Source organism: Marivita sp., from assembly GCF_048006345.1.
Taxonomy (GTDB): domain Bacteria; phylum Pseudomonadota; class Alphaproteobacteria; order Rhodobacterales; family Rhodobacteraceae; genus Marivita.
Window position 1 is genome coordinate 1,609,051 of the sequence record NZ_CP180351.1, and the last position, 14,279, is coordinate 1,623,329.

Annotated in this window: 18 protein-coding genes; 8 read left to right on the forward strand and 10 right to left on the reverse strand. The window is 59.8% G+C overall.

Annotation, left to right across the window (positions count from 1 at the left end):
* Positions 1–12: 12 nt before the first annotated feature.
* Genes ACMVPR_RS07965 through ACMVPR_RS07975 form a run of 3 tightly spaced genes read right to left on the reverse strand, consistent with a single transcriptional unit; the run spans position 13 to position 1,846 of the window.
* Positions 13–342 carry a sarcosine oxidase subunit delta gene (locus tag ACMVPR_RS07965; protein ID WP_292307667.1) on the reverse strand — a complete coding sequence of 110 codons (330 nt, stop codon included), beginning with the start codon at positions 340–342 and terminating at the stop codon, positions 13–15.
* The gene (locus ACMVPR_RS07970) at positions 333–602 is read right to left on the reverse strand and encodes a hypothetical protein (RefSeq protein WP_416882392.1); all 270 of its coding nucleotides are present in this window, start codon (positions 600–602) and stop codon (positions 333–335) included. The genes ACMVPR_RS07965 and ACMVPR_RS07970 overlap by 10 nt, the downstream gene beginning before the upstream one ends.
* Positions 602–1,846 carry a sarcosine oxidase subunit beta family protein gene (locus tag ACMVPR_RS07975; RefSeq protein ID WP_300580975.1) on the reverse strand — a complete coding sequence of 415 codons (1,245 nt, stop codon included), beginning with the start codon at positions 1,844–1,846 and terminating at the stop codon, positions 602–604. Before ACMVPR_RS07975 ends, ACMVPR_RS07970 begins: the two co-directional genes overlap by 1 nt.
* 184 nt (positions 1,847–2,030) lie before the next feature.
* Between ACMVPR_RS07975 and ccmI the strand changes: the two genes are divergently transcribed.
* From ccmI to ACMVPR_RS07990, 3 genes are read left to right on the forward strand one after another with little or no spacing between them, the layout of a single operon-like run.
* Positions 2,031–3,260, forward strand: a complete 1,230-nt coding sequence (gene ccmI, locus ACMVPR_RS07980) for a c-type cytochrome biogenesis protein CcmI (protein WP_416882393.1) — start codon at positions 2,031–2,033, stop codon at positions 3,258–3,260.
* 49 nt (positions 3,261–3,309) lie between these two features.
* Positions 3,310–3,741, forward strand: coding sequence for a Holliday junction resolvase RuvX (gene ruvX, locus ACMVPR_RS07985; protein ID WP_416884637.1), 432 nt, complete (start codon positions 3,310–3,312; stop codon positions 3,739–3,741).
* Positions 3,742–3,755: 14 nt separating this feature from the next.
* Entirely contained in the window at positions 3,756–3,986 is a 231-nt protein-coding gene (locus ACMVPR_RS07990) for a DUF1289 domain-containing protein (RefSeq protein ID WP_416884638.1), read from the forward strand.
* A gap of 91 nt (positions 3,987–4,077) precedes the next feature.
* On the opposite strand, the gene ACMVPR_RS07995 is transcribed toward ACMVPR_RS07990, so the two are convergent.
* From ACMVPR_RS07995 to dusA, 4 genes are all read right to left on the reverse strand, one after another.
* Positions 4,078–4,536, reverse strand: coding sequence for a hypothetical protein (locus tag ACMVPR_RS07995; protein ID WP_416882394.1), 459 nt, complete (start codon positions 4,534–4,536; stop codon positions 4,078–4,080).
* A gap of 101 nt (positions 4,537–4,637) precedes the next feature.
* On the reverse strand, positions 4,638–5,741 hold the full coding sequence (locus ACMVPR_RS08000) for a calcium-binding protein (RefSeq protein WP_416882395.1): 1,104 nt from the start codon (positions 5,739–5,741) through the stop codon (positions 4,638–4,640).
* Between the two features lie 164 nt (positions 5,742–5,905).
* The gene (locus tag ACMVPR_RS08005) at positions 5,906–6,568 is read right to left on the reverse strand and encodes a hypothetical protein (RefSeq protein WP_416882396.1); all 663 of its coding nucleotides are present in this window, start codon (positions 6,566–6,568) and stop codon (positions 5,906–5,908) included.
* A 116-nt stretch (positions 6,569–6,684) separates the two neighbouring features.
* Positions 6,685–7,692: a tRNA dihydrouridine(20/20a) synthase DusA gene (gene dusA, locus ACMVPR_RS08010; protein WP_416882397.1), complete on the reverse strand. Its 1,008-nt coding sequence runs from the start codon at positions 7,690–7,692 to the stop codon at positions 6,685–6,687.
* A 367-nt stretch (positions 7,693–8,059) separates the two neighbouring features.
* Between dusA and ACMVPR_RS08015 the strand changes: the two genes are divergently transcribed.
* Positions 8,060–9,445, forward strand: coding sequence for an IS1182 family transposase (locus ACMVPR_RS08015; protein WP_416882398.1), 1,386 nt, complete (start codon positions 8,060–8,062; stop codon positions 9,443–9,445).
* A 187-nt stretch (positions 9,446–9,632) separates the two neighbouring features.
* Here the strand turns inward: ACMVPR_RS08015 and ACMVPR_RS08020 are convergent, their stop codons facing one another.
* From ACMVPR_RS08020 to ACMVPR_RS08030, 3 genes are all read right to left on the reverse strand, one after another.
* Entirely contained in the window at positions 9,633–9,794 is a 162-nt protein-coding gene (locus ACMVPR_RS08020; protein WP_416882399.1) for a hypothetical protein, read from the reverse strand.
* A 300-nt stretch (positions 9,795–10,094) separates the two neighbouring features.
* Positions 10,095–11,435, reverse strand: a complete 1,341-nt coding sequence (locus ACMVPR_RS08025) for an ATP-binding protein (protein ID WP_416882400.1) — start codon at positions 11,433–11,435, stop codon at positions 10,095–10,097.
* Complete coding sequence (locus tag ACMVPR_RS08030; RefSeq protein ID WP_416882401.1) at positions 11,432–12,091, reverse strand: response regulator transcription factor; 660 nt, start codon at positions 12,089–12,091, stop codon at positions 11,432–11,434. Before ACMVPR_RS08030 ends, ACMVPR_RS08025 begins: the two co-directional genes overlap by 4 nt.
* A gap of 145 nt (positions 12,092–12,236) precedes the next feature.
* On the opposite strand from ACMVPR_RS08030, the gene ACMVPR_RS08035 reads away from it, so the two are divergent.
* From ACMVPR_RS08035 to ACMVPR_RS08050, 4 genes are all read left to right on the forward strand, one after another.
* Positions 12,237–12,521: a PepSY domain-containing protein gene (locus ACMVPR_RS08035; protein ID WP_416882402.1), complete on the forward strand. Its 285-nt coding sequence runs from the start codon at positions 12,237–12,239 to the stop codon at positions 12,519–12,521.
* Positions 12,514–13,173 (forward strand): cytochrome b/b6 domain-containing protein, encoded by a 660-nt coding sequence (locus tag ACMVPR_RS08040; RefSeq protein WP_416882403.1) that lies wholly within the window; start codon positions 12,514–12,516, stop codon positions 13,171–13,173. Before ACMVPR_RS08035 ends, ACMVPR_RS08040 begins: the two co-directional genes overlap by 8 nt.
* A gap of 188 nt (positions 13,174–13,361) precedes the next feature.
* A complete protein-coding gene (locus ACMVPR_RS08045; RefSeq protein WP_416882404.1) occupies positions 13,362–13,760 on the forward strand; it encodes a hypothetical protein in 399 nt (132 codons plus the stop codon).
* A gap of 44 nt (positions 13,761–13,804) precedes the next feature.
* The gene (locus ACMVPR_RS08050) at positions 13,805–14,275 is read left to right on the forward strand and encodes a DUF2271 domain-containing protein (RefSeq protein ID WP_416882405.1); all 471 of its coding nucleotides are present in this window, start codon (positions 13,805–13,807) and stop codon (positions 14,273–14,275) included.
* The last annotated feature ends 4 nt before the right edge of the window (positions 14,276–14,279 follow it).

Consider the following 14,279-nt stretch of genomic DNA (forward strand, 5'->3'; position numbering starts at 1 on the left):
CAAGATGAAGGGTCATGCGATGTCCCTCCATTTGAATCCGGGGCGTTTGGCGCGGATGGTGTCGAGGATGTCTTTCGGCGGCTCCGTCGTCTGGGCGCTGTAGGTGCCGAAGACTTCGAGCGTGTTGGTGCAGCGCGCCGCGTGGAACCACTTGCCGCAGCCGTTCACATGCCGCCAGCGTTCGAAATGCACGCCTTTGGGGTTTTCGCGGTGGAACAGGTAACCGGTGAAATCGTCATCGCTGGAGTCGGGGCCAAAGCGTTTCAGATGCGCTTCGCCGCCACCATGCAGTTCGGTTTCTTCGGCCGCCACGCCGCAATAGGGGCAGGTGATTAGGAGCATTTTGCGACTTCCGATCTGTCCAAATAGCGCCACAGTGTTTGGCTATTGCTTGGCGAACCCACTTTCTTGCAGGTCACATGGCGTATTTTTTCGAACACTTGCTTCGTGAGGCTGTTTTCTTTGGCCTCTTCTTTGTAATTTTCGTCCTTTGGAAACGAAAAGAGCGCGGGCCGCATCGTGATGGCGGAGGTATCCGAAATGCGGATTACCTTAGCAGCCGTTTCGACGATGACGGGCGTTGAAGAACCGAACCCATCCATCAATGCGCCACCCCCGCCGCAACGCTCTCATCAATGAACCGGCCCTCGCGGAAGCGGTTGAGGCCAAACTCGGCGGTGAGCGGCGAGTAGCCCTTGGCGATCAGCTCTGCCATGCCCCAGCCGGAGCCGGGGATCGCCTTGAAGCCGCCGGTGCCCCAGCCGCAGTTGATGAAGCAGCCGTCGAGCGGCGTTTTTGACAGGATGGGCGAGCGGTCGCCGGTCATGTCGACGATCCCGCCCCACCAGCGCAGCATCTTGAGGCGCGAGATCATCGGGAAGGTCTCGATCAGGGCACGCACCGTTTCCTCGACATGGTGAAACGACCCGCGCTGGGTGTAGTTGTTATAGCCGTCGGCACCGCCGCCGATGACCATTTCGCCCTTGTCGGACTGGCTCATATAACCGTGCACGGTGTTGGCCATGACGACCACGTCCATGCAGGGCTTGATCGGCTCGGAGACCAGCGCCTGAAGCGCGACGGATTCGATGGGCAGGCGGAAGCCCGCCATTTCGGCCAGCACGCCGGAGTGACCGGCGACGACGATACCGAGCTTGTCGCAGTCGATTTCACCCTTGGTGGTGGTCACGCCTTTGACCTTGCCACCTTCCTGACGGATCGCGGTGACTTCACATTGCTGGATGATGTCCATACCCATGTCCGAACAGGCGCGGGCATAGCCCCAGGCCACGGCGTCATGGCGCGCGGTGCCGCCGCGCGGTTGCCAGAGCGCGCCGAGGACCGGGTAGCGCGGGCCTTTCAGTTCGATGATCGGGCACAGTTCCTTCACACGGGCGGGGCCGATGAACTGGGTCTCGACGCCTTGCAGGTTGTTGGCGTGGGCGGTGCGCTTGTAGCCCCGGATCTCGTGTTCGGTCTGGGCGAGCATCATCACGCCGCGCGGGCTGAACATGACGTTGTAGTTCAGGTCCTGCGACAGAGTCTCATAGAGGGACCGCGCCTTTTCATAGATCGCGGCGCTTGGATCCTGAAGGTAGTTCGAGCGGATGATCGTGGTGTTGCGGCCGGTGTTGCCGCCGCCCAGCCAGCCCTTTTCGATCACCGCGACATTCTTGATGCCGAAATTCTTACCAAGGTAATAGGCCGTGGCGAGGCCGTGGCCCCCTGCCCCCACGATGATCACATCGTATTTCTTCTTCGGCTCGGGCTTGCGCCAGGCCCGTTCCCATCCGGTGTGGTAGCGGAGGGCTTCACGGGCAACGGCAAAGGCGGAATAGCGTTTCATGGGGCGCGACTCGAAGCTTGGGTGATTTGACGGATATGTGGACCGAACGGGGCGGCAAGCGGATACTCACAGCGCCCTTTTGACGTGATTTTGCGACATGGCGCTTTGTCACGGGGTTTTGCCCTTTTTTCAAGCGGCTTGCGACTATACATGACGGTGAAACAGCTTGTGGATTTTGCAAACGATGACGTTTTTCTGGATCGCGACCGCTCTTCTTGCCATCGGCATGGCCGGCCTTTTGGCGTTGGCCCTGTTGCGGGGTCAGCGGCACACCGGTCCGGCAGAGGCGTTTGACCTGCAGGTGTACCGCGACCAATTGACCGAGGTGGACCGCGATCTGGCCCGTGGGGTGATTTCCGAAGAGGATGCAGAGCGTCTGAGGACCGAGATTTCGCGGCGCATTCTCGTGGCGGATGCCAAGACGCAGTCGACCGGGGACGCCGGAGCGCAGCCGCGCTCTTTGGGTCTGGTGGTCGCGGCGGTGATTGCGGCCACGCTCGTCGGTGGAAGCTACTGGCTTTATGCGCAAATCGGCGCTCCGGGCTATGGCGATCTGGGACTTGCCTCGCGGATGGAGATGGCCGAACTGGCGCGCCAGAACCGCCCGTCCCAGCAAGAGGCGGAGGGTCAGATCCCGGCGACGGATGCAACCGAGATACAGCCGGAATATGCGGCACTGGTTCAGCGCCTGCGCAGCGCCGTTGCAGAGCGACCGGGCGATCTTCAGGGGCATGTGCTTTTGGCGCGGTCCGAGGCGGCGATGGGCAATTACGTGGCCGCCTACACCGCGCAGCAGCAGGTTTTGTCGATCAAGGGCGATGCGGCCACCGGCAAGGACTATGCAGATCTTGCGGACATGATGGTCTTGGCTGCCGGAGGTTACGTGTCGCCCGAGGCCGAGCGCGTGCTTGAGGCTGCCCTGACGCGTGAGCCGGATAATGGCGTGTCGCTTTATTACATGGGGCTGATGATGGCGCAGACCGGACGGCCGGATGTCGCGTTCCGGCTATGGGACCGGCTGCTGCGGCAGAGCCCGGCGGACGCGGCGTGGCTGCCCCCGATCCTGTCGCAGATCGAGGAAATGGCCTTCCGCGCCGGGATTTCCGATTACCAGGTGCCTACGATTGCCGGACTGCCCGGACCCAGCGCCGACGATGTCGAAGCCGCCGGCGAGATGAGCGCCGAGGACCGTCAGGAGATGATCCGCGGCATGGTCGCGCGCCTCTCGGACCGGCTGGCCACAGAAGGTGGCACGCCGGAGGAATGGGCACGGCTGATCTCATCATTGGGTGTTCTGGGTGACGAGGCGCAGGCGATTGCCGTCTGGAATAACGCACAGGAAGTCTTTGCCGACAATCCTGATGCGCTTGAGGTCGTGCGCGAGGGTGCACGCGCCGCCGGACTGGTGCTGTAAGCCCTTGGTTTACGAGGACATCTCTGAATTCGCCCCTTTGCTGCCGCCGATGCGGGCGATTGCTGGACTGGATCTTGGCACCAAGACCATCGGGGTGGCCGTGTCCGACGGGATGCGCAGCGTGGCGACACCACTCGAGACCGTCAAACGCAAGAAGTTCGGATTGGATGCTGAAGCGCTGCTGACGATTCTGGCCAAGCGCGACATCGCCGGGCTGGTGCTTGGTCTACCCCGCAACATGGATGGCTCAGAAGGTCCGCGCTGCCAGTCGACACGGGCCTTTGCGCGGAATTTCGCGGCGCTCTGGGACCGTCCGATCACTTTTTGGGACGAGCGCTTGTCGACAGTTGCGGCAGAAAGAGCACTGCTGGAGGCGGATACGTCACGAAAGCGTCGCGCAGAGGTGATCGACCACGTGGCCGCAAGCTATATCCTGCAAGGGGCGCTGGACCGGTTGCGCCATATTCAGGCGCACGCATGAAGGAAGCCGCACCGATGAAAGACGACATCTGGAGCCGTGACGAGATCGAAAGCCCCTGCGTGAAGATCTGCGTGGTGCATCCGGAAAGCCGTCTTTGCACAGGATGTCTGCGCACCATCGACGAGATCGGCGCATGGTCGCGGATGTCGCCCGAGGCCCGCCGCGCGGTCATGGCGGAACTGCCGTCGCGCGCGGGACAACTGACCAAGCGCCGCGGCGGACGCGCGGCCCGGTTGCTGCGCTGACCTGCCCTATTCGGGAACTTTCGAACGCAGACAAAAAAACCGGGGCCATTGGCCCCGGAGGTTCTTTTGATCGTCGACGTAAATCTCGTCTTCAGTCCAGTTCGAGCACACAGGTGCAGAACTGTTTCGCCTTCCAATGGGCCTTTTTGCTGACCTGAACATTGTAGAGGATCTGGTAAGTGTGATCCTCTTTCTCGAGACAGCAGGCCGTCACTTCGACATCCTTGGGCGCCGTGGCGCAGAAATTGCGGCCAAGGTAATACATGTCAGGCTGCACATCCGCCGTGAACATGGCGCGGCGGTGACCGTTTTCATCGGTGACGCATTTCACCTTCGGACACGACACCGGCGCCGGTTTCGGAACGGCCTTGACCGGACGCGGTTTATCATCCGGGTCTTCCGGATTCTGCGGCGTCCCGTTCGGTGGCGTTGACGGTGGCGTCGACGGACGCTCGAAGGTCGGCTTGTCGTAGGTCGGCGGCTCTGGTGGCACATCGCGCGCGAACGCGGGAGACGCGATCAGGGCGAATATCAACAGGGCAAGTCTCATCTCTTTTCCCTTCGGGTACCGCTTACTCTGCGGCTATGGTTATCATGTTCCTGCGCCATTGAAAAATCACAGTTTTTGGCGCGGCATAAAGTTCTGGAAACTCAGACTGTCGGTTGAGCGATCGAAGTGCTTTCCACAACGAGGATCTGGTCAAGTGAGACCGGTCCCGCACCTGCAGAGACCACGACAACGGTCTGACCATTGAACTGGACCACACTGTCGCCTGTCACCCCGTCGGTTTCAATTGTAACCGATCCTGATGCAGAGGCCCCGACGGGTACCGATACAATCACCACTTCATCTGAATCGAGGTCGATGATTTCAGGTGCGTTGTTCGGGTCAACCCAAGTGCCGGTATAGAAGACGTCGTCGCCACCTTCACCAAAGGCGGTGTCGCCACTGCCCATCTGGATATCGTCATTGCCCTCGCCGCCCAACAGAACGTCAGGATCGTCGAGATCGCGCGCACTCACAATGGCATCATCATTCCCGTCCCAGATGCCAAAGAGTTGGTCGTCACCGGGGCCACCGTCCAGCGTGTCGGAACCGGCGCCACCGATCAGCGAATCGTCACCATCGCCGTCGACAAGGCTGTCGTTACCGGCATTGCCAAACAAGGTGTCGCTGCCGGGTCCACCGAACATGGTGTCATTGCCATCGCCGCCGGACAGCACGTCATTGTCTTCCTGCCCGTTGAGAAGATCGTTTCCGGCATCCCCGAAGAGCGAGTCATTGCCAAGCCCACCGGCGATGATGTCATTGCCCGTACCGCCTGCAACAAGGTCATCACCCGAGTTGCCATCGACCGAGTCATTGCCTTCGCTGCCAAACACCTGATCATCGCCACCGCCGCCAAAAACGCTGTCGTCGCCAATTTGACCGTCGAGGATATTGTCGCTGGAGTTCCCGGTGATCTGATCGTCACCTCCGCCGCCGACGACGGTCTCCGCTCCTGCGGTCGCTGTGATGCTGTCACCACCCTCGGTGCCAAAGGCCACACCATCGGATGTGACAATGCCGTCCGTATCGGAGCCACCGCCACCAGTTCCACCAGTGTCCGTGCCGCCAGTGTCCGTGCCGCCCGAGCCAGTGCCGCCCGATCCATCCGTTGCGCCATCCGTATCGTCGTCATCGTCGCCCGAATCCACGAAAAGGCCTGCTGTCAGGCCAATGAGCGTGAGGGCCAAAAGTGCTGCGTATTCCATTGAACGTTAATCCCAAGATTACCGATTGGCGTTCAACTTACGCCCGGCCTAACCTGTCCCCATAATAAAATCGACAATTTGAACGAGATTGTTAGGAAACTCGCAACAGTTTCGACCGCGACCTGCGCATTGTCGCGGCAACCTCTTTGGAATGTGGCAACGCCTTATTTTTGCCTTATCCAGTCGTCCCCTGATTTACGTGATTCAGGACGCAGATATGCGACCATTCGACCCTCACGAGGGGCAACTGAACCCGGCTGCCATGGCGCGACGCCGTGCAACAGAAACCGGTTTAGTAAAACCGCCTCGCCCGGACGTGTAAAGAGCGGAATCCGTCGGCATGTCTCGAAAACGCGCTTTCGGGCCGTCTGGTAGACGTCCGTTATGTCGATGTACGGCCAGTCTGCTTCTGGCAAATGGCCCAATGCCTCGATCATGCAGCTTTGAAGGATGAGATGGCTGCCCTCCCAGACCACGAGAGGGCTGGCTCCCGGCGAGGTCTCGGTGAGCGGCAGGCCGAGAATCCAGTCATGCCTCTCGCGTAGATACCGCCGCTTTGGTTCTCCGTCGGCTATCAGACCATCCATGTGGGCAGCATCGCGCTTCAGGCGATATCGGAATGCCGCCTCCTTTTCGCCGGCGCGCGGTTGGGGATACCCCGGATACATGATCGAAAGCTGCGCTGGATGCAGGTCATCTCTTGCCCCGATCCGGTCTTTGGCCGGCCCCGCGAGCGGAACTCCAGAGACAGAGCCGTTGGGACTCGATGGCAATGCATCGACACCGACAAACCAGGTGCCCTGGCATTGCAGCCATTTCGAGATCATCTCCGGATCCCGTGCGACCTTCTGAGCAACCACATGTGCGGCCTCGGCCCAGCGAAACGTATCCGTGTGCCACCCGAAACGCACAAAGCCGCAATCCGGCCAATCCCTCAGCATCGTCAGCCCGTCATCGCGTCCGGCTGGCGCATCTGCTCCAGCGCCTCGTCAAGAAGCGCAACACCGGCACCCGGCCGGTTGGCCTTTTCTGACAACACCCGCCGCCACGTCCGCGCGCCCGGCTGCCCTGCAAAGAGCCCCAGCATATGCCGTGTGATCTGATGCAACTTGCCACCCTCATCCAGATGCATTTCGATGTAGGGACGCATCGCGTCAATAACATCTTCCCGCGACCTGCGTATCGGCTGAACTCCAAACAGCCGCGCATCGACCTCGGACAGAATATCCCAGGGACGATGGTAGGCTGCGCGCCCAATCATCGCACCGTGCAAACCACGTGCGATCAGCGCCTCGGCAGCATCCAGCGTTTCGATGCCACCATTGATCGACATCGGCATATCGGGAAAGCGGGCCGCCATGCGAAGGACAAGGTCGTAATCCAGAGGCGGGATGTCCCGGTTCTCTTTAGGGGACAATCCATGCAACCAAGCTTTACGCGCGTGGATGATGAGGTAGTCGCAGCCGGCATCTGCAATCCGCTGAATGAAATCGGGCAGCACTGTTTCCGGGTCCTGATCATCAACCCCGATGCGGCACTTCACCGTAACCGGCACCGCAACAACGGCTTTCATGGCCGCGACGCAATCCGCCACCAGCGCTGGCGTCTTCATCAACACGGCCCCGAATGTGCCCGACTGAACCCGGTCGGACGGACACCCAACATTGAGGTTGATTTCATCATACCCGGCCTCAGCCCCCATCCGCGCCGCCTCAGCCAATTCGCTCGGGTCCGAACCGCCGAGCTGCAACGCCACCGGATGCTCCTCGCGACTGTGGTCAAGCAGATGCACCGCCCCCCCACGCACGAGCGCCGGTGCCGTGACCATCTCGGTATACAGCAGCGCCTGCCGACTGATTTGCCGATGGAAGAACCGACAATGACGATCGGTCCAATCCATCATCGGCGCAGAAGAAAGGCGCGCGGCCTCGGTGGCTGCGTTCAAAGGCATTCAGCAATCTCCAAGGGTCCGCCATCGCTTGGGACTGACCCACTGTGCACATCATACGCACACGAAAGACGTACCGCCACCCTACCCCGTGTAAAGACAGGCAATTGGCGGTTTTTGGGTGGGTCCACAGCTGACACCAACCCCGAAACTCAATCTGTTCACGAGCCACGGCTGAAATATGCTCACCGCCAAAGCGATCCAAGGGGCGGACATTGCTATGACGCGCAACGATAAATGAACAAGCGTTTCTCAAACCTTCGCGTTGCGTGCAGCATTCGACACGAACGGCGTATTCTGTTGAAAAACTCGCCCTTGATCGGAGGGCCGTCGGCTGATTCAATTCCTGTAGGGGATGGGAGGATTGGCGATGATGGGACGGCGGCAGGAGGCGCAACCGGCGCTGTTCTATGAGTTCTCGCTCGAGGATCATGTCCCGCAGAACCACCTGTTGCGGTCTATCGATCGGTTCGTCGATCTGTCAGGGATCCGCAGCTACCTCGCCGATTTCTACAGCCATACCGGGCGGCCGTCGGTCGACCCTGAACTCCTTATCAGGATGCTGCTGGTGGGCTATTGCTTCGGCATCCGGTCGGAGCGCCGACTCTGCGAGGAAGTCCATCTGAACCTGGCATATCGCTGGTTTTGTCGGCTTGATCTGAGTGACCGTGTCCCTGATCATTCGACCTTTTCGAAGAACCGACATGGTCGGTTCCGTGACAGCGAACTGCTACGGCATTTGTTCGAGACGACGGTCTCCCGCTGTATCGATGAGGGCCTGGTCAGCGGCCAGCGCATGGCGGTTGATGCCAGCCTCATTGAGGCGGATGCCAACAAGCAGAACTCGACGCCGAAGGAAGAGTGGGATCCGGCGCAGGTCGATCCGGCCGACGCGCCCCGCGCTGTGCGTGAGTATCTCGCCACCCTGGATGAGGCGGCGTTCGGTGCCGCGAGCGAGGTGCAGCCCAAGTTCACGTCCCATTCCGACCCGGCCAGCCAATGGACGGCCGCCCGCAAGGGCCCGGCATTCTTCAGCTATTCCGACAACTACCTGATCGACACCGACCATGGTGTCATCGTGGACGTTGAGGCCACGCGCTCAATCCGCCAGGCCGAGGTCGGTTCGACCAAGACCATGCTGGAGCGCGTGAAGACCAAGTTCGACCTTCATCCAGAGCGGCTGATCGCGGATACCGCCTATGGTACCGCGCCGATGTTAGGATGGTTGGTTGACCGCAAAATTGCTCCGCACATCCCTGTCTTCGACAAGTCAGGGCGCAATGACGGGACATGGACCCGCGCCGACTTTGAATGGGATGCGAAGAACGACCAATACATTTGCCCTGAGGGCCACGAGCTGAAGCAGTTCCGCCGGAACTACTCCGATCCCAATCGCGGCCCGACCGGCAAGGGCGTCGCCAAATACCGGTGTTTGAAGCACACCTGCCAGGCCTGCCCATCAAAGGCGCGCTGCTGCCCGAACATGGGCTTCCGGTCTATCACCCGCGAGGAACATGAAGATGCTCGGCAGGTCGCCCGCGACATTGCAAAGACCGACCAATACGTGATCTCGATGAAGCTGCGAAAGAAGGTCGAAATGCTCTTCGCCCACCTCAAGCGGATCCTTGGCCTGAACCGACTCCGATTACGTGGACCATGCGGTGCGAATGACGAATTCCTGCTCGCCGCCACCGCCCAGAATCTCCGAAAACTGGCCAAGATCTTTCCTGCACCGCAGAAAATGCGAAAAGCCTGACCAGAAAGGCGCTCGCTCGCTGTGCAGATCACCACTTTCTGCGCCAGCAACACGTTGTTTTTCCACAGAATCGGCGGAAAGCGGAAGTTCGCCGCTCTGCAGCGGACACACTCTAGAGTGCTCCAAAGCGGACTTTGATGATCGAAATCGTCGATACATCAAATTGCGCTTTGATAAGCGCAGGTATCTACTCGTTTGCGGTGACTGAGTAATTGATCCCCTTCATCAAAATCAGCAGTTCCGCGACGGCTACGACCCGGTCCGCGATGCCGAGGCGACAATTGTCCAGTTCCTGCAGCCCGTGCATCTTGAGCCCTTGCAGGCCGCCGGGTTCACGGTCACCAACCATGCCATTCTGCGCGATCTAGAACTGACCCTGCCGGAGATTATGGAGGCTTTTGCCCATGGCCAGAGAACGCGACTGGCAGCGGATCATGGCGAGACCTTCTTTGTCGCCTTCCGTGCGCCGGAATAGATATGCAGAACAGCCGGATCAAAATATATCCACCACGCTTAACGCACTATGCGACGCATGATTGCGTTTGCCGACCTCACCATTGCGATTGGACTTTCACGCGGCCTGGCTTTGCAATTGCTGCGACAGAATGCCGAGACTCAGAAAAACTGGACGCTTCTTAATCACTGAGTGCTAACTGAGCGACGGTGAGGTGGGTAGCCTGATGCTCACTTCGAAACCATCTTCCATGCCCGTGCGGGGCGAATTGAGTATGAGCTGGCTCCCGACCCGTTCCGCGATAGCCGCGACAATCGCAAGGCCGAGACCGCTTCCGGTGGTGTTCGGGCCTGCTCGTTCAAAACGGGTGGTCAGGTTTTCCAGTCTTTCTTGCGGAACGACGGGCCCTGCGTTTGCCACGCTCAATGTGCCGTCTTGGGCTAGGGACACGTCTATTGCTTCGTTCTCCGCGCCGTGTCGGATCGCGTTTTCAATCAGGTTGCGACAGAGGATGCCAAAGGCGTCCGGGTCCAGATCTGAAACGACCGGTCCGTTGGGAAGCGTCAGCACGATGCGGCCCGGCAATGAGGCGCGTTCTATCTCGTCCACAATAATCCGCGCGATGCCGCGCAAGTCTGAGGTTTTGTCCAGTCGCAGACGGCCGCCTTCTGCGCGGGCGAGTTGCATCAAGCGTTCTGACAGGCGTGTCAGCCGTTTCAGCGTGGCCTCGATGTCTGCTGCCCGCGCAGAAGCTGCGGGGTCATCTGTTTCTGACTGCAACCTTTGCGCCTGCGCGATAGCCCCAGCGAGGGGTGTTCGCAACTCATGTGCGGCATTGGCGGCAAAGCTGCGTTCCGCATCGAACGCGTCTTTCAAACGTCCAAGAAGTCCGTTCAGGGTTGTCGCCATCGGAACAATTTCCAATGGAATTCCTGTCGTCGGAACAGGTGAAAGGTCGCGCGCATCCCGAGCCTCCAAGTGTTCTCGAAAACGGCGAATGGGTCCAAGGCCTGCCCGGACCGCCAGCACGATAGCGAGCAGCGCAAGCGGTATCACGACCAGAAGCGGCAGGCCCAGCCCCATCTGGATTTCCTGTGCGACCGTGGCGCGGTGGTCCAGCGGTTCGGCCACCGAAATGCGAACGCTGCCCTGCAAGGCATCCTCGTTGTAAAGCCTGTGGGTTGCGGTCTGACGAAACCCGGTCCCGTCATAAGCAGGGAATATGTCCGGATCAGCGGCATGCGATTGCAGCAGGATGCGCCCCTGCGAGTCCCGAACGATGTAAGTAAAAAACTCGGTATGTTCGCGGATGGCGCCAAGGCGCTGGGTCACGCCGTCATCTTCGCGGCCGACAATCTCTTGCACGGCCAGCGGAAGAAGGCGTTGCGCCGTCTCCTGCAGGGCGGAGTCGAAGACCTCGTCCATTTCGTGGCGCAGGTTTACCGCCGTCACCGAGGCAGTCGCGATCCACAAAAGCGTCAGCCCGATACCCAAGGACAGCGCCAAACGGGCCTGGAGGCTCCGTGGCAGCCTCATGATGGGCCCAGACGATAGCCCATGCCGCGTTCGGTCTGTATCACGTTAGCCCCAAGTTTCTTGCGCAGGCGGCTAACATGGACTTCGATGGTGTTGCTTTCGATTTCGGCCCCGTGGGCATAGAGCTTGTCTTCAAGCTGTGTTTTCGACAGCAGCTGCCCCGGGCGTGCCAGAAACGCATCGAACAGCGCCCATTCGCGCGCGGTCAGCTGGACTGGTTTTCCGTTCCGGTGGATGCTGCGCGAGGCAAGGTCGATGTCCAGCGCGCCGTGGGTAATGATTGGGTTTGGATTGCCGCTATACCGGCGTGCGACCGATCCGATCCGGGCGGTGAGCTCCGACAGGTCGAAAGGTTTGACCAGATAATCGTCAGCCCCCGCATTCAATCCTTCGATCCGGTCTGAAATCTGGTCAAGGGCTGTCAGGATGATCACCGGGGTCACGTCACCCCGATTTCGGATCGTCTTCAGAAAGCCAATGCCACGACCATCGGGCAGCATGAGGTCAAGCAGAAGCAGATCATAGGCGGCAACCGCCATTGCATCCCCCGCTGCATCAAGCCGTGTCACCCAATCCACAGAGTGGCCATCTGCGGCGATCTGGTCGCGTACGGCTTCTCCCAGAACGGTGTCGTCCTCGATCAGCAGGATACGCATAGGTGTCGGGCTCCTTTGGGTCTTATGCCGTTTTGAACAGTCCAGCTTACGCGAGGCTGACGCACATCAGCCCGCGAGCTTCAGGAACCTGTCAGGTTGATGGCGCATGGTCTGGTGAAGTTGGCCGCAATCCGGAGTTTGCCGCATGAAGAAGACACTGACAATGCTCGCAGTATTGGCGACGCTTTCGGCGGGCGCTGCGATTGCCGACGATGATGACTGTTTTGTCCCCATGGCTGACTGGCAGCCGCGGGAAGCAGTGGCGCAGATGGCGCTGGACAACGGTTGGACCGTGCGTCGGATCAAGATCGATGATGGTTGTTACGAAATTGATGGCCGTGATGCACAGGGGCGCCGGATCGAAGTGACCGTTCATCCGCAGACCCTTCAAATGATCGAATTCGAATACGAGGATGACGACGATGACTGAGACATCTGCACATGATGCTTCTTCAGCCGAGCAAAGATCTATAGCCAAAGTCCGTGTCTGGGATCCTATGGTCCGGGTCTTTCACTGGAGCTTGGTTGTCACGTTTGTCGTGGCCTATCTGAGTGCTGAGGAGCTAAGCACGGTACACGAGATTGCGGGCTACATTGTTGCTGGACTGATTGCGTTCCGTTTGATCTGGGGCCTTGTCGGCAGCAAATACGCCCGTTTCTCACAGTTCCTGCGGGGACCGTCGCAGACGATCAGCTATATCGGGGATGTCGTGCGCGGCAAGGAGCATCGGTATCTCGGCCACAACCCTGCTGGTGCCGCAATGACCGTTGCTTTGCTCCTGACACTCGCAGGCACCGCCTTTACGGGATGGCTGCTCGAAGATGAGGGCCGTGTTGCAATGCTGCCTGCCCTGCCGCAGATCGTATCTCCGGCCTATGCCGATGGCGACGACGAAGGGTATGGCGGAGGCGGCTCTGAAGCCGTCGAAGAGGCACATGAGGTGCTGGCCTACCTCATGCTATTGCTGATTGCAGTCCATGTCGGCGGGGTTGTTCTGACCTCTTTCCGCCACAAAGAAAACCTCGCACGGTCCATGGTCACCGGTGACAAGCGCGCACCAAGTCCCGGCGATATTTCCTGAACGTTCCCCCGCGCCGAATGTCCCTTCGACGCTTCCCTGGCCCCGCTATCTTCGGTGGGGCCTTTTTTCTTTCCGGCGTCGTTCTGACGTCTTTCTGACGGCAAGCTGAAGCAAAAAACCGTGTCACGTCAGGAAGACCTCAGGTGGTGTCTCCAGATTGATTTCAGCACACAAACGGAGACATGACCATGAAAAAGACACTCGCCCTTCTTGCAGCAACAACCGCGCTATCCGCAGCCATCACCGCACCGGCCTGGAGTGCTACGCGCACAAGCAATAGCGAATTTCTGCCTTTCGCGGCAGTTTTCGAGGCCGGTCAGGACGCCATGCCGCTGATCCTTGCCAGCAGCGACGATGATGACGATCGCGAATATCGCAATGGCGCGAGGTATGAGGACGACGATGACGACGACGACGGCAAATACCGCAGCGGGTCTCGCCACGACGACGATGACGATGATGACTGCGATGACGATGACGATGACTGCGGGAACAGCGCGCGCAATGCAGCACCTGCTGGCACCGTCGCTCCGCCGCAAAACGGTCTGTTCGGCAACGGGGCTGCGCCAAAAGTTCAGATGAACTGATGCATATCTACTTATTCCAATTCCCATAAGAAGGCACATTCCGCATGAAATCGCTTCTCGCAACACTGGCGCTGACCACGGCGCTCACACTTCCCGGGCTCGCAATGGCGCGCCCGGTCACATTGACCACAACGATGAACAGTTACGGCGGCGACGGGGCGTATCTTGCGCTCTATGTCACCGACACGTCCGGGGCCTATGTTGGCAGCCTCTGGATGGCTGGCGGCAAGTCGAAATATTATGAACACCTGAGCGACTGGTACCGCGCCACTGCCGGTGACACGGCACAGATTAACGGGATCACCGGGGCCAGTGTTGGGGCAGGTCGGACGCTCGAGATCACGCTTGATCTGGCTGATGCGCTGTTTGATGCAGGCTATACGCTCCACATCGACGCCGCAGTCGAGGACATGCGCGACAGCCCGAACGAAGTTGCGGTGCCCCTGACGACAGGCGGGTCCGGCACGCCGGTCAAAGGCCGCCGATACATCGCTGATTTCACCTACGACATGTAAGGAG

Bases quoted from the DNA above. Each gene is read 5' to 3' on its own strand.
- ACMVPR_RS07965 (WP_292307667.1), bottom strand. From the start codon at position 342: ATGCTCCTAATCACCTGCCCCTATTGCGGCGTGGCGGCCGAAGAAACC.
- ACMVPR_RS07970 (WP_416882392.1), bottom strand. From the start codon at position 602: ATGGATGGGTTCGGTTCTTCAACGCCCGTCATCGTCGAAACGGCTGCT.
- ACMVPR_RS07975 (WP_300580975.1), bottom strand. From the start codon at position 1,846: ATGAAACGCTATTCCGCCTTTGCCGTTGCCCGTGAAGCCCTCCGCTAC.
- ccmI (WP_416882393.1), top strand. From the start codon at position 2,031: ATGACGTTTTTCTGGATCGCGACCGCTCTTCTTGCCATCGGCATGGCC.
- ruvX (WP_416884637.1), top strand. From the start codon at position 3,310: ATGCGGGCGATTGCTGGACTGGATCTTGGCACCAAGACCATCGGGGTG.
- ACMVPR_RS07990 (WP_416884638.1), top strand. From the start codon at position 3,756: ATGAAAGACGACATCTGGAGCCGTGACGAGATCGAAAGCCCCTGCGTG.
- ACMVPR_RS07995 (WP_416882394.1), bottom strand. From the start codon at position 4,536: ATGAGACTTGCCCTGTTGATATTCGCCCTGATCGCGTCTCCCGCGTTC.
- ACMVPR_RS08000 (WP_416882395.1), bottom strand. From the start codon at position 5,741: ATGGAATACGCAGCACTTTTGGCCCTCACGCTCATTGGCCTGACAGCA.
- ACMVPR_RS08005 (WP_416882396.1), bottom strand. From the start codon at position 6,568: ATGATCTCGAAATGGCTGCAATGCCAGGGCACCTGGTTTGTCGGTGTC.
- dusA (WP_416882397.1), bottom strand. From the start codon at position 7,692: ATGCCTTTGAACGCAGCCACCGAGGCCGCGCGCCTTTCTTCTGCGCCG.
- ACMVPR_RS08015 (WP_416882398.1), top strand. From the start codon at position 8,060: ATGATGGGACGGCGGCAGGAGGCGCAACCGGCGCTGTTCTATGAGTTC.
- ACMVPR_RS08020 (WP_416882399.1), bottom strand. From the start codon at position 9,794: ATGGTTGGTGACCGTGAACCCGGCGGCCTGCAAGGGCTCAAGATGCAC.
- ACMVPR_RS08025 (WP_416882400.1), bottom strand. From the start codon at position 11,435: ATGAGGCTGCCACGGAGCCTCCAGGCCCGTTTGGCGCTGTCCTTGGGT.
- ACMVPR_RS08030 (WP_416882401.1), bottom strand. From the start codon at position 12,091: ATGCGTATCCTGCTGATCGAGGACGACACCGTTCTGGGAGAAGCCGTA.
- ACMVPR_RS08035 (WP_416882402.1), top strand. From the start codon at position 12,237: ATGAAGAAGACACTGACAATGCTCGCAGTATTGGCGACGCTTTCGGCG.
- ACMVPR_RS08040 (WP_416882403.1), top strand. From the start codon at position 12,514: ATGACTGAGACATCTGCACATGATGCTTCTTCAGCCGAGCAAAGATCT.
- ACMVPR_RS08045 (WP_416882404.1), top strand. From the start codon at position 13,362: ATGAAAAAGACACTCGCCCTTCTTGCAGCAACAACCGCGCTATCCGCA.
- ACMVPR_RS08050 (WP_416882405.1), top strand. From the start codon at position 13,805: ATGAAATCGCTTCTCGCAACACTGGCGCTGACCACGGCGCTCACACTT.